General features: G+C 58.5%; 23 protein-coding genes. 14 read left to right on the top strand and 9 right to left on the bottom strand.

Annotation, left to right across the window (positions count from 1 at the left end; genetic code table 11):
• The first annotated feature begins 31 nt into the window (after nt 1–31).
• The gene (locus ABJO75_RS25605) at nt 32–2,641 is read left to right on the top strand and encodes a TRAP transporter permease (RefSeq protein WP_348125689.1); all 2,610 of its coding nucleotides are present in this window, start codon (nt 32–34) and stop codon (nt 2,639–2,641) included.
• A complete protein-coding gene (locus ABJO75_RS25610) occupies nt 2,638–3,069 on the top strand; it encodes a universal stress protein (protein ID WP_348125213.1) in 432 nt (143 codons plus the stop codon). The genes ABJO75_RS25605 and ABJO75_RS25610 overlap by 4 nt, the downstream gene beginning before the upstream one ends.
• A 39-nt stretch (nt 3,070–3,108) precedes the next feature.
• Here the strand turns inward: ABJO75_RS25610 and ABJO75_RS25615 are convergent, their stop codons facing one another.
• Nucleotides 3,109–3,984 carry a hypothetical protein gene (locus ABJO75_RS25615; RefSeq protein ID WP_348125215.1) on the bottom strand — a complete coding sequence of 292 codons (876 nt, stop codon included), beginning with the start codon at nt 3,982–3,984 and terminating at the stop codon, nt 3,109–3,111.
• Between the two features lie 110 nt (nt 3,985–4,094).
• Nucleotides 4,095–4,880, bottom strand: a complete 786-nt coding sequence (locus ABJO75_RS25620) for an N-acyl homoserine lactonase family protein (RefSeq protein ID WP_348125217.1) — start codon at nt 4,878–4,880, stop codon at nt 4,095–4,097.
• Nucleotides 4,881–4,940: 60 nt separating this feature from the next.
• On the opposite strand from ABJO75_RS25620, the gene ABJO75_RS25625 reads away from it, so the two are divergent.
• Nucleotides 4,941–5,858: a dihydrodipicolinate synthase family protein gene (locus ABJO75_RS25625; RefSeq protein WP_348125218.1), complete on the top strand. Its 918-nt coding sequence runs from the start codon at nt 4,941–4,943 to the stop codon at nt 5,856–5,858.
• On the opposite strand, the gene ABJO75_RS25630 is transcribed toward ABJO75_RS25625, so the two are convergent.
• The 3 genes from ABJO75_RS25630 to ABJO75_RS25640 are packed head-to-tail and all read right to left on the bottom strand — an operon-like array spanning nt 5,855 to nt 9,958.
• Nucleotides 5,855–6,907, bottom strand: a complete 1,053-nt coding sequence (locus ABJO75_RS25630) for a lipocalin-like domain-containing protein (protein WP_348125220.1) — start codon at nt 6,905–6,907, stop codon at nt 5,855–5,857. The two genes, ABJO75_RS25625 and ABJO75_RS25630, sit on opposite strands and share 4 nt — an antisense overlap.
• Nucleotides 6,897–9,305 carry an ABC transporter permease gene (locus ABJO75_RS25635; RefSeq protein ID WP_348125222.1) on the bottom strand — a complete coding sequence of 803 codons (2,409 nt, stop codon included), beginning with the start codon at nt 9,303–9,305 and terminating at the stop codon, nt 6,897–6,899. Before ABJO75_RS25635 ends, ABJO75_RS25630 begins: the two co-directional genes overlap by 11 nt.
• On the bottom strand, nt 9,302–9,958 hold the full coding sequence (locus ABJO75_RS25640; protein WP_348125224.1) for an ABC transporter ATP-binding protein: 657 nt from the start codon (nt 9,956–9,958) through the stop codon (nt 9,302–9,304). The genes ABJO75_RS25635 and ABJO75_RS25640 overlap by 4 nt, the downstream gene beginning before the upstream one ends.
• A gap of 195 nt (nt 9,959–10,153) precedes the next feature.
• Here ABJO75_RS25640 and ABJO75_RS25645 point away from each other — a divergent pair, with 195 nt between their 5' ends.
• The gene (locus ABJO75_RS25645) at nt 10,154–10,606 is read left to right on the top strand and encodes a potassium channel family protein (RefSeq protein WP_348125226.1); all 453 of its coding nucleotides are present in this window, start codon (nt 10,154–10,156) and stop codon (nt 10,604–10,606) included.
• A gap of 55 nt (nt 10,607–10,661) precedes the next feature.
• On the opposite strand, the gene ABJO75_RS25650 is transcribed toward ABJO75_RS25645, so the two are convergent.
• The gene (locus tag ABJO75_RS25650; protein ID WP_348125228.1) at nt 10,662–11,798 is read right to left on the bottom strand and encodes an acetoin utilization protein AcuC; all 1,137 of its coding nucleotides are present in this window, start codon (nt 11,796–11,798) and stop codon (nt 10,662–10,664) included.
• Complete coding sequence (locus ABJO75_RS25655) at nt 11,795–12,904, bottom strand: AI-2E family transporter (RefSeq protein ID WP_348125230.1); 1,110 nt, start codon at nt 12,902–12,904, stop codon at nt 11,795–11,797. The genes ABJO75_RS25650 and ABJO75_RS25655 overlap by 4 nt, the downstream gene beginning before the upstream one ends.
• 222 nt (nt 12,905–13,126) lie before the next feature.
• On the opposite strand from ABJO75_RS25655, the gene ABJO75_RS25660 reads away from it, so the two are divergent.
• On the top strand, nt 13,127–13,996 hold the full coding sequence (locus tag ABJO75_RS25660; protein WP_348125232.1) for a YihY/virulence factor BrkB family protein: 870 nt from the start codon (nt 13,127–13,129) through the stop codon (nt 13,994–13,996).
• Here the strand turns inward: ABJO75_RS25660 and ABJO75_RS25665 are convergent.
• Both ABJO75_RS25665 and ABJO75_RS25670 read right to left on the bottom strand, forming a co-directional pair.
• On the bottom strand, nt 13,986–14,702 hold the full coding sequence (locus ABJO75_RS25665; RefSeq protein ID WP_348125234.1) for an RlmE family RNA methyltransferase: 717 nt from the start codon (nt 14,700–14,702) through the stop codon (nt 13,986–13,988). The two genes, ABJO75_RS25660 and ABJO75_RS25665, sit on opposite strands and share 11 nt — an antisense overlap.
• 72 nt (nt 14,703–14,774) lie before the next feature.
• Nucleotides 14,775–15,887, bottom strand: a complete 1,113-nt coding sequence (locus ABJO75_RS25670; RefSeq protein WP_348125236.1) for a Ppx/GppA phosphatase family protein — start codon at nt 15,885–15,887, stop codon at nt 14,775–14,777.
• A 249-nt stretch (nt 15,888–16,136) separates the two neighbouring features.
• On the opposite strand from ABJO75_RS25670, the gene ABJO75_RS25675 reads away from it, so the two are divergent.
• The 9 genes from ABJO75_RS25675 to ABJO75_RS25715 all read left to right on the top strand — a co-directional run bounded on the left by ABJO75_RS25675 (nt 16,137) and on the right by ABJO75_RS25715 (nt 23,899).
• Nucleotides 16,137–16,433 carry a virulence factor gene (locus tag ABJO75_RS25675; RefSeq protein WP_348125238.1) on the top strand — a complete coding sequence of 99 codons (297 nt, stop codon included), beginning with the start codon at nt 16,137–16,139 and terminating at the stop codon, nt 16,431–16,433.
• 26 nt (nt 16,434–16,459) lie between these two features.
• The gene (locus ABJO75_RS25680; RefSeq protein WP_348125690.1) at nt 16,460–17,389 is read left to right on the top strand and encodes a methylenetetrahydrofolate reductase; all 930 of its coding nucleotides are present in this window, start codon (nt 16,460–16,462) and stop codon (nt 17,387–17,389) included.
• 10 nt (nt 17,390–17,399) lie between these two features.
• Nucleotides 17,400–18,461 (top strand): methyltetrahydrofolate cobalamin methyltransferase, encoded by a 1,062-nt coding sequence (locus ABJO75_RS25685; RefSeq protein ID WP_348125239.1) that lies wholly within the window; start codon nt 17,400–17,402, stop codon nt 18,459–18,461.
• Between the two features lie 3 nt (nt 18,462–18,464).
• Nucleotides 18,465–19,631, top strand: coding sequence for a Xaa-Pro peptidase family protein (locus tag ABJO75_RS25690; RefSeq protein WP_348125241.1), 1,167 nt, complete (start codon nt 18,465–18,467; stop codon nt 19,629–19,631).
• 3 nt (nt 19,632–19,634) lie between these two features.
• A complete protein-coding gene (locus ABJO75_RS25695; protein WP_348125243.1) occupies nt 19,635–20,393 on the top strand; it encodes an aspartate/glutamate racemase family protein in 759 nt (252 codons plus the stop codon).
• A 96-nt stretch (nt 20,394–20,489) separates the two neighbouring features.
• The gene (locus tag ABJO75_RS25700; protein WP_348125244.1) at nt 20,490–20,702 is read left to right on the top strand and encodes a hypothetical protein; all 213 of its coding nucleotides are present in this window, start codon (nt 20,490–20,492) and stop codon (nt 20,700–20,702) included.
• Between the two features lie 91 nt (nt 20,703–20,793).
• Nucleotides 20,794–21,537, top strand: a complete 744-nt coding sequence (locus tag ABJO75_RS25705) for an SDR family NAD(P)-dependent oxidoreductase (RefSeq protein ID WP_348125246.1) — start codon at nt 20,794–20,796, stop codon at nt 21,535–21,537.
• A 29-nt stretch (nt 21,538–21,566) separates the two neighbouring features.
• The gene (locus tag ABJO75_RS25710) at nt 21,567–22,736 is read left to right on the top strand and encodes a pyridoxal phosphate-dependent aminotransferase (RefSeq protein WP_348125248.1); all 1,170 of its coding nucleotides are present in this window, start codon (nt 21,567–21,569) and stop codon (nt 22,734–22,736) included.
• A 176-nt stretch (nt 22,737–22,912) separates the two neighbouring features.
• Entirely contained in the window at nt 22,913–23,899 is a 987-nt protein-coding gene (locus tag ABJO75_RS25715) for a carbon-nitrogen hydrolase family protein (protein ID WP_348125250.1), read from the top strand.
• The last annotated feature ends 18 nt before the right edge of the window (nt 23,900–23,917 follow it).

Consider the following 23,917-nt stretch of genomic DNA (forward strand, 5'->3'; position numbering starts at 1 on the left):
GCACCAATGCGATGATCAGGGAGAGTGAATGATGGCGCAAGACACGCCGGGCAAGGGCCCTCTAAGCGAAGAAGAACTGCAGGAACTGGTCTCGTCCAGTGATGCAGGTGCACGCAATCCTGCGGGTGCAATTGGCACGTTTCTCGCCATAGTAGCGGTCGTCTGGTCGGTGTTTCAGGTGGTGCTGGCTTCGCCGATATCCAACCTCGTGCTGCCGGGCGCAGTCATAAACAATGACCGTTCGATCCATCTGGCCTTTGGCCTGTTCCTCGCCTTTATGGCCTATCCCGCGCTGAAATCTTCGCCTCGACATTATATCCCGATCCAGGACTGGATCATGGGTGTCCTTGGCGCGTTCATCGCCATGTATGGCTATTTCTTTTACGAAAAGATTGTGAAATCCGGTGGCCTCGCGGATGACACCGACAAGTGGTTTGCGCTGGTCGGCCTGTTGTTGCTGTTTGAGGGCGCGCGCCGCGCGCTTGGTCCGGCCATGGCGATCATCGCTTCGATCTTCCTGCTTTATGTGTTCTTCGGATCTTCTTCCTGGGTGCCTGATGTCATTCGCTGGAAAGGCGCCAGCCTGCAAAAGGCGATGAGCCATATGTGGATTACGTCCGAGGGCGTGTTTGGCATCGCGCTTGGGGTTTCAACCAAGTTCGTCTTTCTCTTCGTGCTCTTTGGTGCCCTCTTGGACAAGGCGGGCGCGGGCAACTATTTTATCAAGATGGCGTTTGGCGCGCTTGGTCACCTCAAGGGTGGTCCGGCCAAGGCTGCTGTTGTTGGCTCTGCTGCGACGGGCCTGATCTCTGGTTCGTCCATCGCCAACGTCGTGACCACCGGTACCTTCACCATCCCGCTGATGAAGCGGGTCGGCTTTAGCAGTGAAAAGGCCGGGGCTGTCGAGGTGGCGAGTTCAGTCAACGGTCAGATCATGCCTCCGGTCATGGGCGCTGCGGCGTTTCTGATGGTGGAATACGTCGGCATTTCATATGTCGAGGTTATCACGCACGCCTTCTTGCCCGCCGCGATTTCTTATGTCGCGCTGGTCTATATCGTGCATCTTGAAGCGGTCAAAACCAATATGCCGACCTTGGGTAACCGCGCCGTATCGATGGGCAAGACCATCGGTGGCATGGCGTTGTTCTTCGTCGGCTTTGCGTTGCTTTGCTATGGCGTGCAATACCCGGTCAAAGCGATCATCGCTCTGATGCCGGGCGCATCCGGATTGACCCTGTCGGCACTGGTGGTCGTGGCCTATGTCGCGCTGCTCTGGCTCGCTTCAGGGACTGAGGACCTTGTGCCGGATGATCCCAACGCCGAGGTGGTCGAACTTCCGGTTGTCAGCGAAATCTACCGCGCCGGTCTCTACTATTTGCTGCCGATCATCGTGCTGGTCTACTTCCTGATGATCGAACAGAAATCCCCCGGTCTGTCCGCGTTCTGGGCAACCACGCTCTTGTTCGTGATCCTGCTGACCCAGAAACCGCTCAAGGCGATTTTCCGGGGTCAGACCAACATGACGGAAACCTTCATGAACGGGGTTGGCGATCTCTGGCAGGGCCTGATCGACGGCGCACGCAACATGATTGGTATCGCGCTTGCAACGGCAACGGCGGGTGTGATCGTCGGGACCGTCACGTTGACTGGTGTCGGGCAGGTGATGGCTGATCTGGTTGAGTTCCTGTCGGGGGGCAACCTGATCCTGATGCTGGTGATGGTCGGCCTGCTGTCGCTCATCCTAGGGATGGGGCTGCCCACCACGGCCAACTATATCGTGGTCAGTTCGCTGATGGCAGGTGTCGTGGTTGAGTTGGGCGCGCAGTCGGGTCTGATCGTGCCCTTGATCGCGGTGCATCTGTTTGTGTTCTACTTCGGGATCATGGCTGACGTTACGCCACCTGTTGGCCTCGCCAGTTTTGCCGCCGCGGCGGTGTCGGGTGGGGATGCCATTAAGACCGGGTTCGTTGCCTTCTTCTATAGCCTTCGGACCGTGGCGTTGCCGTTTGTGTTCATCTTCAACACCGACTTGTTGTTGATCGATGTCGGCTGGGCGCAGGGTATACTTGTCGCCATAACGGCAACCATCGCCATCCTGGTTTTCACCGCCGGCACAATGGGCTGGTTCCTGACCAAGAACCGCCTCTATGAAAGTGTCGTGTTGATCCTGATCGCATTTGCGTTGTTCCGGCCCGACTTCTTCATGAACCGGATCCAACCTCCGTATCAGCAGATCGAACCGACCACCCTGGTTGAGCGTTTGGATGCCGCCGCCGAAGGTCGCGAACTGCGCGTGGTGGTCAGCGGACCGGATTTTGACACGGGTGATCTCAAGGAAACCACCATGCTTCTGAAAGTTGGCCCAGAGCCAAGCGGACAGGAGCGGCTGGATGCCATGGGTCTGATCATCCTCGAGGAGGACGGTATCGCCAAGCTGGACGAACCGATGTTCGGCACGCCGGTTTCTTCCGATCTGGGCAGCTTTGATTTCTATGCAGATACACCGGTGCAACTGGCGACAGTTCAGGTTCCTGCGGATCAAATGCCCAAGGAGTTGGTCTTTATCCCGGCGCTGATCCTGCTTGGATTGCTCGCCTTCCTTCAGCGCGCGCGCGCATCCCGCCAAGGAGATCCCGCATGACAAAATCCGTTCTCTGTGCCGTTGACGTCAGCAACGGCGATGTCGACAGCCGTGTGCTGAAAGAAGCCGCACAACTTGCCGACATGCATGGCGCCCAACTTGATGTGATCACGGTGTTGCCCGATTTCGGCACCAGTCTGGTCTCGGGCTTTTTCAAGCCGGACTTTCACAAACAGGCCGAGGAGGAAGCCGCCAAGCACCTGCAGGAGTTGTGCATTGCAGTACTTGGCGAAGAACGCAACAAATCGGTGCGTCACGTCGTGGCGACCGGTCCGGCGTACACGGAAATCCTGCTGGTAGCGGAGAATGCCGGCACCGATCTGATCGTGATCGGTGCCCACAAGCCCGACATGAAGGATTACCTTCTTGGCCCGAACGCCACACGGATCATCAACCATTCGCAATGTTCGGTCTTTGTGGTTCGTTGACTACAAAGTGCGACGTGGCGGTCGTTTAGGAGAGGCGTTCTATCGCGCCGGTTGCAGCAGCACGACATAAAACGCTGTGCCCTTGTATAACGCGGCGCTGACCGTCGCGTGATACTGGCCAATCCGCTGGTGTTTGATGTGGCGGCAGGTGCTGGTTTGGGTGAGGCCATGGGCAAGGATGTCTTCGGGTCGCTCGCGAATCTCCAGATCAAGGGCGGCATACTCAAACAGTGTGCGTGACCACGGCCCGAAGTTGCCCGCGTCAAAGGTTTGGCGCGCGCTCTTGTTGGCATAGCGGACCACATGATCGGCATCGACGATCAAAACCGATGCAGGCAGGATTTCGAGCCCCGCGTGCAGTTCGTTCTCGGGTCTGTTTGATGTCAGAATTTGCGTGACATGTCCGGCTTTGTCGACGATCGGTACGATTAGGCGCCGCCATTTGGTAACAAATATCTGATCAGGCGGTTGGTGCACGGTCAGCGCGCGCTCTTTGCGGCGGCATACCTCGTCAAAGATTGCTGTGTGGAACTTGCTGATATGGGCGGGGAAATCTGCAGTGGTCTTGCCCGTCATGTCGCGGCCATAAGACCGTGTGATCTCCCGTCCGAAATGTGTATAGCGGTAGGGTCTTTCGCGCCCGGATGGGCGCAATACCGTCAGCCAGTCTTTCATGCCCCCGAACGAGGACAGGTCGAGTTCGTCCTCGGTTATTGCATTCTTACCTCCTGAAAGCCGGTCACAGGCGTTCTGGAACGCAATCGTTGACCGGCATTCAACCATTGCTGCATGAGGGCACCATAACACGAACGGAGGCGGTGAACCGGCAAGCGCAAATGCCTCCGCGATTCCTGCGCGGTCATAGGGTGTGGTGGATTTCGAGGAGCTTTGCGGGGGCTGAGGCGTCGTTTGCATATCAGGAAATCCAAACCGGGAAACAATTTGCAACAATACGTGATTATTGTGCCCTCAACCCTTTCGAATTTGTTAACTTTGCTCTGCGATTTCTCACCAGCCGGTGCAGGCTAACCGTAGTGAACCGGCGCTTTCTTCAGGATGGGCCATTGTTCCGGGCAATGCCCATAGATCAAAAAGGCATTTTGTTCGGTGGACAAAGCGACAAGCCGATCGCAACTGGCTTGCGCCAGAGTGGCATCCCTGGCGCCCTCAAATCCTTCGACGATCTCATCAGGTCGCGAGATCGCATCCGAGGTCAGCAGAACAGGCCCGGTTTCCGGCAGGTTCAGCATCACCGCCAGCTGTCCCGGAGTGTGCCCTGGTACGGACAAGACCTGGAAACCGGGCGCTATCTCGGTATCCTGATCAATCAACACATAATCCCGCGCAGGCCAGCCCATTGGTTGCACGTCACCCCAATAGAGCGGCCTTGGTAAGGCCCGCTCTGATCGTGCCATCAGGATCGGCGCCTGCGGGCAGGCGTCAAGACCACCGATGTGATCAACATGGGTGTGGGTCTGGATCATTAGGTCGATTTCGTCCAACGACGAACCCGTCAATTCCAACTGGGCGGACGGGAGGTTGTTTGGCGCGCATTGCAACACAGTGCCGAACGCGTTCACGCCATCCTCCATCGCCGCCGTCTTGGCATCACGGGCGTATTTCGCGGGAAAGCCTGTATCGATCAAAACCAGTTCTCCCGCGCTTGTGCGGATCAGGAACCCGCATATCCCGATCTCCCGCGCGTTGGCGTGGACCCGGAATAATCCGTAGTCCAAAACCCAGAGTGCCACGGGGTGACCGCGCAGCAGGTGATTGCAGTCCATCGACCGTTGCTTGCTTTCCGGTTCCATGTTTCCGCTCCTGTCACTAGCGTTCTAACAGATCATCGGAACAGGAAAACGGGGCAGGACATGAAACAGCTCGATGAAACCGCAAGGGGCGTCTTTACCATCGCCGTGACCCCCTTCAAACCTGACGGCGCTCTTGATCTGGACAGCGTTGACCAGATGGTGGATTTCTATGCCGAAAAGGGCGCGACCGGTCTGACCATCCTCGGGATCATGGGCGAGGCGGGCAAACTATCGGTCGACGAATCCGAGGCCGTTATTCGGCGCGTTGTGGTGCGCAGTGATCTGCCGGTGATTGTTGGCGTCTCGGCACCGGGTCTGGCCGCCATCCGGTCTCTGGCGGAGACCGCAATGTCGATCGGCGCGGTTGGCGTCATGGTTGCGCCGCCTTGGTCGCTCAGGACCGATGCACAGATCGTTGGCTATTATCGCGATGTTTCCGAAACGCTGGGCGATATCCCGTTTGTCCTTCAGGACTTTCCGTTGGTTACAAATGTTGTGATTTCTGCGGAAACCGTTCTGAAAATCGTGGAGGATTGTCGCAATTGCGTGATGCTCAAGCATGAGGATTGGCCGGGCTTGGACAAGATCACAGCATTGCGGGCAGCGTCGGATGCGGGCGCGCGCCGCATTTCGATCCTTTGTGGCAATGGTGGCCAGTTCCTGCCCGAAGAACTTCGGCGCGGCGCTGACGGGGCGATGACGGGGTTTGCCTATCCCGAGATGATGGCCAAGGTTGTTGCCGCTCATGATGCGGGCGATCCTGACCATGCGCAGGATATCTTTGACGCATATCTTCCCATCATTCGCTATGAATCCCAGCCCGGATTAGGGCTGGCGGTGCGCAAATTCATCCTCGCACGCAGAGGCGCGATTGCGCATGACACGGTCAGGCGACCGGGCAAGCCACTTTCCAGAGACACTGTTCGCGATCTGGAATTTCTCATCACTCGCTTGGAACGTCGGCTCGATGCGATTTAATCGTAGCCCGTCATCTCGAGATATCCGCGCCCGGTATGGCTCCCCGCAACCGTGACGGGACCTTCCCAATACGGAAATGACGTGCCCATCCAGCTTTGCGGGTTCAGGGCTTTCACCGTGATGTCCAGGTCCTGTGCAGGCAACACCACGCGCCATACGGTCGGAATCTCTCTCTCTTGCACGGCGCTTGTCTCGAGGGGTTCGATTTCAAGTACGCCGTTTGGCAGCGATACGCTTGACCCATCGGCAGAGATCCAAGTCGCGGATGTGTACCCGTCGGCCCCGTCGCGCAACCGAAACCCCATCATCCGCGCGCCGCTGTCAAAGGACAGCGAGAACCAATCCCAGCCGGTTTGATCCTCCGAAAGCGGCTGTGACGACCACTCTCGATCCAGCCAGCCCTCCCCAGTGGCATTGATAGGTCCATTGGGAAAATGCAGCGTTCCGGTGACCGAATAGGCGGGTTGGGAATAGTAATAACTCGCCTTGCCGTCATCGGTTTTTGTCGAATACCCGGCCTCACCGTGAAGCACCAACGGCCTGTCTGCAGTCAGTTCCAGATCATACTGAAATGTGCCGCCACGTGCGGTCAGACTGAGTTCGGACAATCCTCTGCCGGGCTGACCGGTCATTTCCCAATCATCGATCCACGCGGAAAACGGCGCTGCGGTCACGCCGGCCTGACCAATGCCGCCCCGCGCAATACGTTCATCAAAGTGGTGGGCGGTTTCGCTGGTAAGCGCGGCGTGCCCCATCCAGAGTTGCGGCGACTGCCATCCATCCTCTTCATAGGGTTTCAGCGCCGAGCGGAACAATGTCCACTGGATGCCATAAGACTGGCCGTCATCACCTGTCAGAGTTGAGGTGAGATACCACCATTCGATCCGAAATTCGGGGTGTGGGCCATGGTCGGCGGGAAAACTGAAAGTCTGATCCGGTTGTGGAATAGCAAATCCTTCGGCGTCGGTTCCGAGACCGGCAAAGCCCTGCGTGTGTGCGGGCTGAGCAAAGAGCGCCATCAGAAACACCGCGCAGGCTTTATCGTTCATTGCTGAATACCTTCAACATGTCTGCCGGCGGCGTGTTGCGCAGGCGTCGGGCCGGGATGACGGCGGCGACGACCCCCGCAATTAGGGCAAGGACTGCAAGCCGCGCCCAGTCCAAGGGGAATAAATACATCGGCAATCGCCAGCCAAATGCCTCGACATTGATGACGGCAAGCAGAACCCAGGCCAAGATCAACCCGAGTGGCAGAGCAAGACAGGCGGTCATCACGGTGAGCGCCACGCTGCGCAACACCTCGAGTCGGGCAAGCTGTCTCCGTGTCAGACCAAGCGCCCATACCGGTGCAAGCTGCGGCAGGCGCAGAGTCCACAAGGTGAGGAGGCTGGTCAGAATGGCAAAGCTGGCAACACCCAATGTGAGCACGTTCAGTGCACCGGTCACAACGAATGTCTTTTCAAACACCCCGAGCGAACTCGCCTTGATCGCAGCCTGATCGATGATCGCAGAGGCGGGTAGGTCAAAGGCATCACGCAGTTCGCTGATAAGCCTGACAGTCTGATCGATTGCGACGCGCACGCCGAGTTGCCGGTTGGGCACGGTGGGATAATGAGACAAGAGCGCCGGCAACGACACAATGGCCTGACCGTTCGGATTCCCATAGTCAGAGTAGACACCGACAACCTCAGCGCGCCAATCAGCATCCAAAGGGATCTGATCGCCGGGCCACAGATCAGCGCGTCGCGCGAGTTGTTCATTGATCAGAACCGCGCGGTCGGCAAAGAGCCGATCCCAAACATCCGGCAGGGCCTGTATCAGCGGCCAGTGATCGCGATAAGTAGCGTGATCTGCGATGCCATAGATCCGCCCGGGGAGATCCGCGAGACGTGTTTCGGCATAGCGAATTGGCAAGACCGCGTCGCTGCGCGAGCTGAGCCACTGGTGGATGGCCTCCCCTTCATCATCCGTACGGGCCGTGACATAGAGTTCAGAGGCAAGGCGTTGATCCAGCCAGCCGGTAAAGGTGAGCCGAAAACTCGACACCATCGTGCCGACGCCAACATTGGTCGCAAGCGCCAGCAGGAGTGCCATCAGTGCCAGCGAAAGACCGGGCATATGGCTGCGCAGATCGGCCCAGACCCACTGGGCCACAGGCCCCCTCGCACGCCGCTCGAACCAGCCGAGGACCAGGCCTAGGATCGGTGGCAGCAACAACGCCGCGCCCAGCATCAGACCCGCCAGCAAGGCAAAACCTGCGATCAGGCCGTCCGCCAACCATTGGATGACGAAACCGGCCGCAACCAACCCGATCCCCACCAGTACCTGAACCCGGTCACGGGAGGCCGACCCAAGCCGCCAGCTTTGCAAACCGGGTGCGGCCAGAATAGGCAGACGATGCAGATGCCAGACCCCTTGCCCCCCCGCGATCAACGCGCCCAGAAATGCAATTGCGAGACCGCTGGCGATCCATGCCGGGCGCAATGTCAACGTACCAGCGACCGGCGCCCCGTAGAGCCCGCGCAGGCTCGCCGCGACATCGGGCAACAGCGCTGCCGCCACCAGATAACCGATGATCAACCCGAGAATTCCTGCCAGCAGAGCCAGCACCAGAAGTTCGACAAGCAACAATTGCGTCAATACGCCCAACGGCACGCCGAGGGCGCGCAGCGATCGGAACATACCGCGACGTTGATGAAAGGCAAGGCCGACGGTTCCGTTTACGATAAACAGGCCGACGGCAAACGAGAGGAGGCCAAAGGCCGTGAGATTGAGGTGAAAACTGTCCGTGAGACGGGCAATGTCTGCGTTACCATCGGTTTCGGTCAGAATGAGATCGGGCGCGATGTCCGACAATGGCGCAAGCCCAACGGGTTGATCCGGGAGTACAAGAATACGGCTGATCTCGCCCGGTTTGTTCAGCAGTCTTTCGGCGATGGCGATGTCCGTAAGGACAATGCCAACCGGCAAATGCTCGGTGACGATCAGCGGGGCAGGCAACGGTGCGCCAGACAGGTTATCCGCAGTTTCCGGGTGGGCGAAAAGGCGGCCGGGCGCGGTCAGGATATCCACAGGTTCAAACGTTTCACGATCCGAGGCCGGGGCAGGTGGCACCGGATAACTGAGCGAGTCGACGCCGAGCAGTGTGACACTGATGTCGTTCAGCCTAAGGCGACCCTCAAGTACGGGGCTGAGTTGCCAACCAGCACGGCGCAACCGGACGTATTGCGCGACCGGGATGGAACCAGCGGGTGCAGAGAGGTTGGCCAATCGGTTCGCGCCCAGTTGCTCGGCGGCTTGCGCATAGTTCGCACGCGCCTGACCGTTGATCGCCTGAACGGCGGACCACAAACCGGTCGCCAACGCCAGCCCGAGCACCAATGTGACAAGCTGTAAAGGCTGCCTGCGCCAATGCGACAGCAAGGCGGCGAGACCCGTACGTCTCATGCGATGCGACCGCGACTGAGGTGCAAATGTCGGTCAAGTTGGTCTGCAATTCTGGGCGAATGGGTCACGAGGAACAGGGCGGTGCCTGATTGCCTTACCAGTTCCAGCATCAGTTCAAACACCAGATCACCCGTCCGCTCATCCAGATTTCCGGTAGGCTCATCAGCAAGCAACAGTTTGGGACGCACGGCCAGCGCGCGGCCAATCGCAACCCGTTGCATCTGTCCCCCAGACAGGTGCTCGGGAAAACGATCAACGTGTTCAGCCAGCCCGAGGCGTTCGGTCAGAAGGGCGATATAGTCGGTGTCCTCCCGTCCGGCCAGTCGGGCATGAAAGGCGAGGTTTTGGGCAACGGTCAGCGATGGGATCAGGTTGAATTGTTGAAACACCAGCGAAACCGTGCCGCGCCGCAATTCGGCACGCCCAGCATCATCCAGGCCAGACAGTGCCGTGCCATCCAGATGTATTTCACCACTGTCAAACTCGTCCAGAGCGCCGACAAGATGCAGCAGGGTGCTCTTGCCGGACCCGCTTTCGCCGGTCAGTGCGAGGGTTTCGCCCGCACCCAGAGCGAGAGAGATATCGTTGAGAATAGGACGGTCCGGATCATCTCCGGGATATCGCTTGACGATGTTTTGCACAGACAACAACACGCAACACTTCCCTTGCTTCGCAGCAGGATGATGGCGTGGTTTACGCCGGTGTCCACCGTCGTGCGCAAATGCGGCCAAGATGTCGCGTCGGTGATGGAATCCGATCCGCGCCATTGACATGAGAGTTAACACCTCGGCGAAATAGTCTGAAAAGGCGCGAGCGTCAAAACAGAATCAGGACTGAGATTTGCAACCATGACAATCCTTCAACAGATTCTTTGGGGAAGTGCCGTACTCGGGTTGTGCCTGATCATCCACGTGGGCTGTCTCGCGATGTGCGCACGGATTCTGGAAACGTTTTCACAGCGCATACGCCGCCACAAGTTGGCCATGCAGATCACGACCATGTTGATGCTGGCCCTTGGTATCCTGATCTTTGCACTCACGATCGAGGTCTGGATTTGGTCAACAATCTGGATCCTTTTCGAGATATTTCCCAATTGGAACGAGTCGGTCTATTTTTCGCTGGTTACCTTTACCGCGCTTGGGTACGGCGATCTTGTTCTCGGTCCCGAGGCGCGGATATTCGCAACCTTTGCCGCAGTGACGGGTCTGCTGAGTTTTGGGTTGAGCACTGCGTTTCTTGTGGCGATCACCAATCGGCTCCTCGCGGCGGATCGCGAAGATCATCATAGGGCGCGTCACTGACGTCTTCGCATCAAGGGGCTTTGGACGATCGGGTTCGAGCAGCGAGAGCTTTAGTCTATTCTGCGCTCAATCGGTCCGTTAGATACCGTACCCTTGATCGAACATCATCACGAACGGGGCCATGTCTGGACGGATCTCGCAAGGTCTCAATCCACTGTGCAGGGGGCTGAAAGCCCGCTTTGCGGTTCCATTTCAATGGTGACAAAACGGCGCGAGCCTGCTCTGGCAGCACGTCCGGGATGTCATGGCCGGCCAATGTCGCCCAGACACCCGCCCAGCATCTGGCGACCGACCACGGATTATATCCGCCGCCGCCAAGGACCAGAAACCGGTCGCAAAGCGCGCCCAAGGCCGCGACAGTTTTCCAATGGCTGGCGTTGGACAGCGCAAGACGCGCAAGCGGATCTTCGAGCAAGGCGTCCGCGCCGCATTGCAATACCACGGCATCGGGTCGAAATTTCACCACGGTCGGCAAAACGACGCGGTCCAGGATCAAATCGTATTCAGTGTCATTCAAATCGCGCGGAACCGGCAGATTGTACGCTGTTCCGCCAGCGGTGTCAGTAAGCGCTCCGGTAAATGGCCAACGGTTTTCCTCGTGGACGGATATCAGCCGGACATCTTCTGCACCGTGAAACGCAGCCTCGACGCCATCACAATGATGGGCATCAATATCCACGTAGGCGATGCGCTCGAGTCCTTGTCGCCGCAAGGACAGGATCGCCAGAACCGGGTCGTTGAAATAGCAAAAACCGTTGGCGCGATCGGGCATTCCATGATGGGTGCCGCCGCCCGGAACATAGGCGACTCCGCCATTCGCGATCAGAGCTGCACCGAACAAAACACCGCCGACCGAGGTTGCGGGACGGCGGAACATATGCGGATGCACCGGGTTTGACAGCGTTCCCAGACCGTGACGCGTTCGAGTGTCGTCACTGACCTGCTGGTTGTCTTCGGCGGCTTGCAGTGCGGCGACGTATTCACCGGTGTGAAACGCCTGCAACGCGCTCGGCTTGGCGCGCGGACTGTTGCGGTATTGCTGCTGCGGCAACCAACCCATCGCCTTGCAGAGATCCGTTACGGTCGGCACCCGCGCAATCGCCAATGGGTGCGATCCACCATAGCTGGAGGCCCGATAAATCCGCGCGCCGATATAGATCGGCTCTTTTGCTTTTTGTCGCTCAGCCTTCATGCCGGATCGGTGTGCCGATCCGTGGTATCCGTCAATCGCCCATCCTTGGACATCAGGATCGCCAACGGACGCATTGCTGGGATTTGTGCAAAGACGATCAGGATGCAGACAGTTAAGGGGACACTCATGAACGCGCCGAGCAACCCCCAGATCGCAGACCAGAATGTCAGTGCGAGGATCACCATGAAAGTTGAAAGGTTCAGAGACCGCCCCGTAAGCGCCGGATCAAGAATGTTGCCGATCAGGAATTGCACTGTGCCACAGCCAAGCGTGATGACCAGAAACGGCGCGAACGTTTCAAACTGGATCAGGGCCACCAGTGCGGGCAAGACCACGGCGAGGACCGAGCCAATCGACGGTATGAAATTCAGCGCAAAGGTCAAAACCGCCCATGTCTCTGCGAACTCCAACCCCAGCAAGCGAAACACCGCATAGCAGAGCACCGCCGTGAGAAGGCTGACCATGGATTTGACACTGACATAGCGCTGCAAACTTGTTGATATCGCGTCAGAGATTTCGCGGATGTCCTGACGCAGCACCGGGTCTTGCGCGGCGCGTTCAATCTTGATGCCAAAGGCGGCACGCTCACCGATCATGAAAACCACATAAAGGCAGATCAGGAAAAAGCTGCCGAGAAACGACCCGGCGCTGCCAAGGGCGCTGACGGCGATGCGGGACATGTCGATCTGGATGACGTTTGTGCGGATGAACGCGACGACTCCCTCGCCGAGCAGACCTGCGATACGGGCAAGGGCGTTATCCATCTGCGCTTCGTAACCGGGCAATGCGCGCGCGAATTGCGAGGCCTGACTGGCAAGGACATAAGTAACCGCAAACAGCCCCATAAACGCCGCCGCCGTTCCCAGAAGATAGCTCAGCCATTGAGGAGGATGCCAAGTTCCGATCGTTGCTCTGCCAATCCGGTCGCTGAGCGCGGTGATGAGGACAAAGATCAGCGCCGCCAATGTCAGGGGCATCAGAAATCCCGCACCCGCATAGAGGCCGCTGATGATCAGCGTGGCGATAAGCAATATGTCACGCCACAGCGCCAGCGCTGATTTTTCAGGCCGGGGCTTTTGTGCGTCGTCTTTGTCTTGCGGTATCATCTTGCCACCTGATTGCCCGATCCGGGGCAGGGCGGCCGAAACCGAAGGTTCTGACCTGTGCCTGCGTTTGCCGCATGTTGTTGCGACGGCCTGTGAAAGTCACGCGGTGATGTTGCATCCCCCGCTACAGTTGTGCAACCTCTCGGCGATCACCAGCACGTTGTTGCGTGCCATTCAATCAGGATTGAAAACCTTGCTGGACCGCCCGGATCAGGAAAAATCGTGAATACTCCCTCTTTCTCTCACGTCACGTTGGCGGCGCGCGCGCTTATGGATGCGGCGGCGCGATTTAATGACAAAGGTGGCTGGGTCATGAGCAGCCACGTGGCGATGTCGATGATGATGGCACTGTTTCCCTTTGTTCTGTTCGTTGTGGCTCTGGCCGCAACACTGTCGCAGGACATTGACGTCGACAACCTGATCGAGCTGATCTTTGGATCGTGGCCAGATGCGATCGCGCAACCGATCACATCCGAAGTCCGTTCGGTCCTGGGGTCCGCCAATTCTGGGCTTTTGACGGTCGGTGGTGTTCTCGCGATCTATTTCGCGTCAAATGGAGTCGATGCCGTGCGAAAGGCGATGATACAGGCATATCGGGATCACGAGCCTCGCCCCTATTGGAAGGCGCGCCTGATCTGTTTGGCATTTGTCGTTGTCGGCGGTGCGATCCTAATGATCGCCGCCACGATCGGCCTCGCGGTGCCGCTCTACCTGCGTTTTGTGGCCGACGTGGTGCCATCCGATGTGATGGGCTGGCTGGCCAGCGATACCTTTGCCACGCTGATCACGATTTTCCTGCTTGGGGCCGGGGTCGCTGCCTGTCACATCTGGTTGCCAGGCCATCGTCACTCGCTGTCCCAGATATTGCCCGGCGTGATCTTGACGATCTTTTTGTGGGGTTTGGCCGGGGCTGGGTTTTCCTACTATCTCAGCCGGTTCGCCAGCTACAGCGCCACATATGCCGGACTGGCCGGTGTCATGGTGGCGTTGATATTCCTGTATCTGATGTCTGCGTTGCTGATCCTTGGGGCAGAATTCAACGGGGCGCTCGAAAAACGCGCCCAGAGTAGAAAGCGCCCTGTCAGCCCCTGAAACCGGTGGCCACCACGAATTTTTCCGAACTGTCCGAACGCGACGCCGGTGGTTTGACGTTCATGACCGTGGTGAATTTCTGCTTTAGCAGTTTCTGCAATTCACCCTCGGCCCCGCCGGCAAGCACTTTGGCGACAAAGGTTCCGCCATCTTCCAGCACGTCAAAGGCGAAATAGGCCGCTGCCTCACAAAGTGCGATAATGCGCAGGTGATCTGTCTGCTTATGCCCGGATGACGACGCCGCCATGTCTGACATCACCACATCCGCCTTGCCACCAAGCCACTCCTTGACTTGGGCGTCGGCATCATCGGCCATGAAATCAAGCTGGTGAATCTCCGCACCGGCCACTGGCTCAACCTCTTGCAGGTCGATCCCGAGGATGGTGCCAACGGATTTCCCCTGTTTTTCGCCCAATGCATTGATGCGTTTGACCGCGACTTGCAGCCAGCCGCCGGGCGCACAGCCGAGATCGACGACACGTGCGCCGGGGACCAGAAACCGATACTTTTCGTCCAGTTCCAATATCTTGAACGCCGCCCGGCCACGATAGCCTTCGGTCTGGGCGCGTTTGACATAGGGATCGTTCAACTGCCGTTGCAACCAGCGGGTCGAACTCAGCGTGCGGCCGCGCGCGGACTTGACCTTGACCTTAAGGTCGCGTTGCCCGCGTCCGGACGTATTTTTTCCTGTCGGCGTCTTGGCCATGATGATCACCTAAATCGTATCGCCTTGGTCTCTACTGTCCCTGCGCGTTCGCCGCAAGGCGGGCAGGGTTGCCTAAAACGGTCCGTCTTCAAGCACGCCATCCGCGCTCATCTGCGCATAGAGCAGTCCCTCGCGCAGCCCGCGATCCGCCACGGACAACTGATCGGTCGGCCAGCATCTCAACAGCGCCTGAAGTATTGCCGAACCGGACATGATAAGAGCTTGCCGATCTTCGCCGATGCGCGGATCCTTGCGTCGCCCAACCGGTCCGAGATTCAAATAGGTCCGGATTACCTTGTCGATCTGATCACTGGTCATGCGCAAGCCGTCAACCTTGGTGCGATCATATCGTTTCAGGCCAAGGTGACTTGCGGCCACCGTCGTGACGGTGCCGGATGTGCCAATGATCTGAAACCCCTCACGTGCCTGGATGTCCTTGTAGGGCGCAAATTCGGACAGGTTTTCCTCAAAGAACCAGCTCATCAGCGCGAATCGGGCTGAATCGTCGTCTACATCACTGAATTGATCGCGCAGTGTCGCGACGCCAAGCGGGACACTGATCCAATCGACAACCTTTGCTGCCGGAAACGGGCTTTCGGCCGGATGAAACCCGGCGTGCAGGCGCATGATTGCCTTGGGCCGGTCGCGTCGCGGCACCGAACTGATGTCGATCCAGACCAACTCTGTCGAGCCGCCACCGATATCGACGACCAGCAATTGTTCGGTCTTGGTGCTCACCAGTGGCGCGCAGGAGATGACGGCCAGCCGTGCCTCTTCCTCGGGCTGGATGACCTCCAGCGACAATCCGGTTTCGCGTCGCACCTGCCGAATGAACTCGCGCGAGTTCTTGGCCCGCCTGCAGGCTTCTGTGGTGACAAGGCGCATGCGCAGCACCTTGTTGCGCTTTAGTTTTTGCTGACAGATGCGCAGCGCCTGAACGGTGCGTGCCATCGACGAGCGGGACAAGCGCCCCGTCCGCTCCAGACCCGAGCCGAGCTGCACGGATTTGGAAAAACTGTCCACCACATGAAAACCGCTGCCCTTTGGTTGGGCAACCAGCATGCGACAACTGTTCGTACCCAGATCCAGCGCGGCATAAAGCTCGGCCGGATTGGGCGGTTTCGGCGCAGGGCTTTCGACCGCTTTCGGGAACGCGCCCGCACCATTGGGACGCTTGGGCGCCATTTGTCACGCCCTCCGATATCAAGTTGAGGGTACGATAGGCCCGCATTTGAAAGATCGCAAGACGCCGTGTTTGAACGCACATTCAATATTGTCATGAAGATTATGGGGGCTTGGTGCGGTGGCCTAACGAATGCCGCTGTATTATGGAATGAGGCACAGGTCGCTGTCACCGCGTGTTCTGTCGAAAACAGGCGTCGTCCGGCTTGGACGGTGCATTAGACAGGGCAAACGAAGAGGAAGGAATCAGTCATGCCCGACGTCACCGTAGTGTTTTGGCGCGACATCCCAGCCCAGGTCATTGTGGGCAAGGGACGGCGCGGCGCAAAACGGCAACTGGAAGAACGCTTTGAACAGGCGATTGACCGGGCGGCGATGAAGGTCAACGCCAAGGATACAGACGCCTATCTCGCCGAATGGCGCAAGGCTGCCCCCTATACTGTGGAAGGCGAGCCAACCGAGATAGCCGAAGCCGAAGCAACACGACTGGAAACCGAATACGACCGGGACCGGATCAAGGCCCTTATCGACAACGACGGATGGGCATGAGCCTGACGTCATTCTGGGAGGCCGCCATGGCTTTGTTGAATTTCAAGAAACGTGACACCCCGGTTTCTGCCCCGGTCAACGAACAGGTCGAGGCCTTTCTCAAGGGCTATTCTATCGAAGTGATGCCGCGAACCGCCGAAAAGGTGGATGATTTTCGCGAGCTGCTGCCCGAAGGCACACGAGTCTACATCGCTCACATCGAAGGCACCCCGATCGAAGACATGGTCGCCACAGCGAGCCGACTGGCGCGCGATGGCTATCCGGTCATGCCGCATTTCCCGGCGCGGATCATCAAAGACAAGGCAACACTTGCCGATTGGATCGCGCGCTATCAGGGCGAGGCCGGGGTCGAGCAGGCGCTTTTGTTGGCCGGTGGCGTCGCTCAACCCGTCGGTGAATTCGAAAACTCCATGCAGTTGATGGAAAGCGGATTGTTTGACAAGGCAGGTTTCAAGCGTCTGCATGTCGCTGGCCACCCCGAAGGCAACCGGGACATTGATCCGAACGGCGGCATGAAAAACGTCGAAGAAGCACTTGTTTGGAAACAGCAATTTTCCGAGCGAACTGACGCCGAAATGGCGCTGGCCACGCAGTTTGCCTTTGATGCCAAGCCGATCATCGCTTGGGCAGATCAATTGCGCGAGGCGGGTATCACGCTGCCGGTTCACATTGGCATCGCTGGCCCGGCCAAGCTGCAGACGTTGATCAAATTCGCGATTGCCTGTGGCGTCGGACCATCGCTGAAGGTGCTGCAAAAGCGGGCGATGGACGTCGGCAAGCTGCTCTTGCCTTACGAGCCGACCGATGTGCTTGCCCAACTGGCGGCCCACAAGGCGGCGAACCCAGATTTCAACATCACCAACGTGCATTTCTTCCCGCTTGGCGGGATCAAAACCAATGCAAGCTGGGCCATCTCACATGGCGGCGACTCTGGCCGCCCCGCAAACCAGTCCTGAAAGGCCACCCATGACCCGGACCATCGTCGAAAGCAAAACCAAAACTGCCATCATCGGCTTTGATCAGCCCTTCTGTGTGATCGGCGAGCGGATCAACCCGACGGGGCGCAAAAAGCTTGCCGCCGAACTGGAAGCCGGGGATTTCTCGACTGTTGAAAAGGATGCGCTGGCACAGGTTGCGGCGGGGGCCACTGTTCTCGATATCAACGCGGGCGTGGTTTACAATTCTAACCCCAATCCGAATGAAACAGAACCGCCGTTGATGACACAGATTGTCGAGATGGTTCAGGGGCTTGTCGACGTACCTTTGTGTATCGATAGCTCGGTTCCCGGCGCGCTTGAGGCCGGATTGGCGGTTGCCGAGGGGCGTCCGCTGCTCAATTCTGTCACTGGTGAAGAGGACCGGTTGGAATTGGTGCTGCCGCTGGTCAAGAAATACAATGTGCCGGTCGTCGCGATCTCAAATGATGACACAGGTATATCCGAAGACCCGGATGTGCGCTTTGCTGTGGCCAAAAAGATCGTCGAACGCGCCGCCGATTTCGGCATTCCGGCGCATGATATTGTGGTTGATCCGCTGGTGATGCCGATCGGGGCGATGGGGACTGCCGGTTTGCAGGTTTTCACGCTAGTGCGGCGCCTGCGCGAAGAACTGGGTGTGAACACCACATGCGGAGCCTCAAACATCAGCTTTGGCCTGCCCAACCGACACGGTATCAACAACGCGTTTCTGCCGATGGCTATGGGCGCTGGCATGACCAGCGCGATCATGAACCCGGTGGCGCTGCCGGTGCCGCCGTCCAAGATCGCTGAGAAACGCGCCGAGGTTGCTGCGGCCGGGATCGTGCTGCCCGAGGATATGGATGACGAAACCTTTGTGACGCTGTTCGGGATGGGTTCGACCAAACCGCTGGCGGGCAAGGAAATGGAAGCGATCCGGGCCGCGAACTTTCTGACCAACAATGATCCTCATGGCGGCGAATGGATCCGCACCAACAAGCTGCCGGTCAAGGCGGGCGAAGAAGGCCGGGGGCGGGCTGGTCGATCCGGCGGGCGTCGTCGCAGGGCCTGATCCGTGACGGGCCTGACGCGCGGTTTCCCTCGGTCTGAATACGAAGCCCGGGTTGAACGCGCGCAAGGCTTGATGAGCAAAGCGGGGCTGGACGCCCTGCTTTTGACGACCGAAGCAGATATCCGCTATGTCACCGGGTTTCTGACGCGGTTTTGGGAAAGCCCGACCCGGCCTTGGTATGTGCTGCTGCCTGCGGCGGGCGCGCCGATTGCGGTTATACCGTCGATTGGTGCGGCGTTGATGGCCAAGACATGGGTGACAGACATCCGCACATGGCGCGCGCCTGCGCCTAACGATGATGGCGTTTCGCTCTTGTCGGACACGATCCGCGATGCTGTTGGTGCGTCCGGGCGGATCGGCGTTCCAATGACGCTGGAAAGCCATCTGCGAATGCCGCTGGCAGATTGGCATCGGCTGCAGGGGATGCTGCCCGATGTGACCGTATGCGGCGACGCCAATATCCTGCGCGATTTGCGGATGGTGAAATCCGAGGCCGAAATTGCAAAAATCCGCGCCGCGTGCCAGATCGCAGACCGCGCCTTTACGCGTGTTCCCGAGATCGCGGGGGCGGGTGTGCCGCTGGACCAGGTGTTTCGCCGATTTCAGATGCTGTGTCTCGACGAGGGTGCCGATTGGGTTCCTTACCTTGCGGGGGGTGCGGATCAGGGCGGTTATGATGACGTGATCTCGCCCGCGCATGACGTGCCGTTGCGATCAGGTGATGTTCTGATGCTCGATACCGGGTTGGTGTGGGATGGGTATTTTTGTGATTTCGACCGGAATTATTCGGTCGGCCCGCCCGCTGATGATATTCAATCTGCGCATTCCCGATTGGTCGATGCAGTCGCGGCAGGCACGGAAATCGCGCGACCGGGTAGGACCGCTGCCGACCTTTTTCATGCGATGGATGCGGTGGTGACAGGCGGGCAGGGCAGTGGGGATGCCGGTCGGCTTGGGCATGGGTTGGGCATGCAATTGACCGAAGGGCTGTCGCTGATTCCACAAGACCAGACCAAGCTGCGAGCGGGTATGGTGATTACGCTGGAACCCGGTCTGACGCTTCCAAACGGCAAGATCATGGTACATGAAGAGGATATCGTGATCCGTGACGGCGGTGCAAAGTTCCTTTCCACGCCAGCACTGCGGGAGATTGCGGTGCTTGAGGGCTGAGCTATGACTAGGTTTGACTATGCGATGCAGGAGGACCCGAGCCCGAGTATCGGCCTGATCGTCTTGCAATCGGACGAGCGGATCGAACAGGATTTCCGCAGGCTCTTGCCATTGTCGGTCAATCTCTATGTCTCGCGCGTCCAAAGCAGCCCGGATGTGACGCCAGAAACGCTCCAGTTGATGGAGGCGCATATTCCGGCGGCGGCCCGTTTGCTTCCCCGACCTGTCCGTTTTGATGCAATCGGCTATGGCTGCACTTCGGGAACCGCGCAGATCGGACAGGCGCGTGTGGCTGAACTGCTGCGCCAAGGCGCGTCAACGAAATCGGTGAGCGATCCGCTTAGCGCGTTGGTCGCGGCCTGCAGCGCGCTTGGGGTGCGGCGGCTGGGGTTTCTGTCGCCCTATATTGCGGATGTATCGAGCCGCCTGCGGACTGCACTTTCTGAACGCGGTGTCGACTCGCCGGTCTTTGGCACCTTTGCCGAGGCCGAAGAACAACGCGTTGCCCGGATTACATCGCAATCCCTGACCGGTGTCACGTTGGCGCTGGCACGCCAAGGCGGCATCGACGCGGTGTTCCTGTCCTGCACCAACCTCAACACTCTGGATGTCATTGCCCCGCTTGAGCGGGAGACAGGCTTGCCTATCTTGTCAAGCAACCTTGTTCTTGCCTGGCATCTGTGCCGCTTGGCGGGGGTTAGAATGGCCGAAGGGGTAGGGGAAAGCAGACTTGCGAAGGTCGAAACCTCCGGCATAGATTGACCTGGCAACCGCGCAGTCTGACGAGGACCTGCGCAAATCATCGTGGCAACGGGCGGCGTCGGGCCGCTCCGGATAAGGCAACAGAGGAGATAAGGCATGAGCAACACGGCAAAGGAATTGGCAGAGATCATCCGCGAAATCGAAGAGGTCGATACATGCATCACAGACCTTGAGGCAGATGCCCGGCGCGATCCAAAGACCAATGCGGCACGGCACAACAAGTTTGCCTGCAAGACCATGCGGCGCTACCGTGTTCGTCTGGTGGATGAGCGGGACAAGCTGCTTGGTGGTCTGACCTCCGACGCATAGTGCTCTTGCCGAACCGGCAATTCCTGACATAGCTATTAGCGGAGCGCGGACGCCTTGGAATGGAGCGTCCGCCAGACAAAGGAAGTGTAAATTGTCGGAAAGTACGAAATTCGCAGACCGCGTCGCGGTTGTCACCGGCGGCGCGCAAGGCATCGGGCTTGCGGTGGTCAAGGCGCTGCTCGCCGAGGGTGCCCAGGTCGCAGTGTGGGACATGAACCCGGACGCAGCGCAATCGGCGCTTGAGGGGCAGGGTGTTCTTGTGGTCGGCTGCAACATTGCCGATTGGGACAGCGTTCTGAGTGCAACCCGCGCAACAGAGGCACAGTACGGGCGGATTGACATTCTGATCAACAGCGCCGGAATTGCAGGGCCGAACACCACGGTCGAGGACTATGACAACGATGCCTGGCAGGAGATCGTTCAGATCAATCTGACCGGAACCTATTTCACCAACAAATCCGTCATCACTGGGATGAAGGCGCGCGATTATGGCCGCATTGTCAACATCGCGTCCATTGCTGGAAAGGAAGGCAACCCCAACGCCTGCGCCTATTCCGCGTCAAAGGCCGGGGTTATCGGTTTCACCAAATCTCTTGGCAAAGAGCTTGCCGGGTTTGATATCGCGGTGAATTGCGTCACACCCGCCGCAGCACGGACTCCGATCTTTGATCAGATGAGCCAAGAACACATCGACTACATGTTGTCCAAGATACCCCGGAATCGGTTTCTCGAGGTCGACGAAGCCGCGCGCATGATTGTCTGGCTGGCGAGTGCAGAGAATTCGTTTTCCACGGGCGCGGTCTTTGATCTGTCTGGCGGTCGGGCAACCTATTAACGCCAATACGGGCAACAAGGGACTTTTGCATGAAAACCATAGCTGGATTTGATCGCATCGGCGAAGAAAACGCGTTTGCGGTTCTGGCCCGCGCCGGAGCCTTGGCGGCACAGGGCATGGATGTGATCAACCTCGGGATCGGACAGCCCGATTTCCGCACGCCGGATCATATTGTTGAGGCCGCGATCAAGGCATTGCGGGATGGGCACCACGGATACACCCCCGCCACCGGCATTCCGGAGTTGCGCGAGGCGGTTTCTGGCGATCTGCATCGTCGGTTTTCGGTCGAGGTCAATCCGGACAACGTGCTGATCGTTCCGGGTGGCAAGGTCACCATGTTCACCGCGATCATGATGTTTGGCGAATCGGGTGCGGATATTCTCTATCCGGATCCCGGCTTTCCGATCTATCGCTCGATGATCGAATTCACTGGCGCACGGCCGATCCCGGTGCCGATCCGCGAAGAGAACGGGTTTGCCTTTTCCGCCGAAGAGCTGCTGTCGCTGATCACGCCCGAGACGCGTCTGATCATCGTGAACTCGCCTGCCAACCCCTGTGGCGGCGTGACGCCCAAGGCCGAGATCGATGCGCTGGTCGCGGGGCTTGCGGACCGGCCGGACATCGCCATTATGTCCGACGAAATCTATGATCAGATGCTCTATGACGGTGAGGAGCACGTCAGCCTGCTGTCATATCCGGACATCCGTGATCGGCTGATCCTGCTGAACGGCTGGTCCAAGACCTATGCGATGACCGGCTGGCGTCTCGGATATTCGGTGTGGCCTGATGGTCTCTATGAAAACGCGCGGAAACTGGCGGTCAATGCGTGGTCTTGTGTCAATGCGCCTGCACAATATGCGGCGCTTGCAGCGCTTACTGGTCCGCAGGATGCCGTTGGCACAATGTTGCAAGAATTCGACGCGCGCCGGAAACTGGTTGTCGATCTGCTCAACGGGTTGCCGGATGTTAGCTGTATCACGCCCAAAGGGGCATTCTACGCCTTTCCCAACATCTCGGCGACGGGTCTAAAGGCCAAGGCTCTGGCATCGGACCTGCTTGAAAAGACTGGAGTTGCGACGATTGGCGGCCCCGATTTTGGCGTGTTGGGCGAAGGCTATATCCGCCTCAGCTATGCCAACTCGCAGGACAATATTCGACGGGCCGTTGCGCGAATGGCTGACTACCTGAACGACCGCTAGATACCGTTCGCGCGCGTCCTGTGTTACGGTTGCATCGGATTGCTTAACAGTTAGGCAGTTCCGGCATCTGTGTGCTGATTGTCGCGGCGGCGCTCTTGCATATGCCGACGAACCGCGCAAAAGAGGCAGACCATGTGCTGATCACCCTGATCGCTGCACAGACGGAGACTTGTTAAATGACCCCCTTTGCTATCGCCGGCGTGCAAATGCACGTTGCCGCGCTTCAATCCAATGTTGAAGGCATGATCCATCGTCTGGATATCCTGATGGCGCGCTTTCCCTGGACCCAGATGGTTTTGTTCAGTGAACTGGCCCCTTACGGCCCGCTGCATCGCTATGCACAGCCCAGACAGAACGATGCCGTATTGCAGTTTTGCGAGGCCGCGCGCCGTCACAAGGTTTGGCTGATACCCGGCTCTATGTTCATCAAGGGCGAAGACGGGCTGGTCAGAAACACATCCTTTGTCATCAATCCCGATGGCGATATCGTGACAAGCTATGACAAAATGTTCCCGTTCCGGCCCTACGAGGTGGACGTCGAGGCAGGCACCGATTTCTGTGTGTTTGATGTGCCCGAAGTCGGCCGGTTCGGGCTTTCGATCTGCTATGATATCTGGTTCCCGGAAACCACGCGACAGCTGACGGCACAGGGTGTCGAGGTCTTGCTGCACCCGGTTCTGACAGGCACGACCGACCGCGACGCCGAACTGGCGATCGCACGTGCAACGGCGGCCCAGTTCCAGTGCTATGTCTTTGACGTGAACGGTCTTGGCGCGGGCGGTGTCGGTAAATCATGTGTTGTTGATCCGACGTCGATGGTCTTGCACCAGTCCGCCGGGCAAGAAGACATGTTCCCGATCGAAGTTGATCTCGACATGGTCCGGCGCCAACGCGAAGCCGGGATGAAAGGGTTGGGCCAGGTACTCAAGAGTTTCCGTGACCGGTCGACCGATTTCTCGGTTTATGACCGAAACAGTGGCACCGATTCCTACCTGAAAACTCTTGGTCCGCTCGAGATGCAGACACAGGGAACCCGTGCGGGACTTCACGTGGATGTGCCGACCGAACCCGTGCCTAACGGGCTTGGTGGCGAGACTGACGCAATTTCAGGCACGACAGCTCCGGTTACCCTGCCGTTTGCGGGCAAAATATCGAACGGCTGAGAGTTTGTTTAAACTAAC

Origin of the sequence: Sedimentitalea sp., assembly GCF_039973035.1 — a bacterium.
In the GTDB taxonomy this organism is placed as follows: domain Bacteria; phylum Pseudomonadota; class Alphaproteobacteria; order Rhodobacterales; family Rhodobacteraceae; genus Sedimentitalea.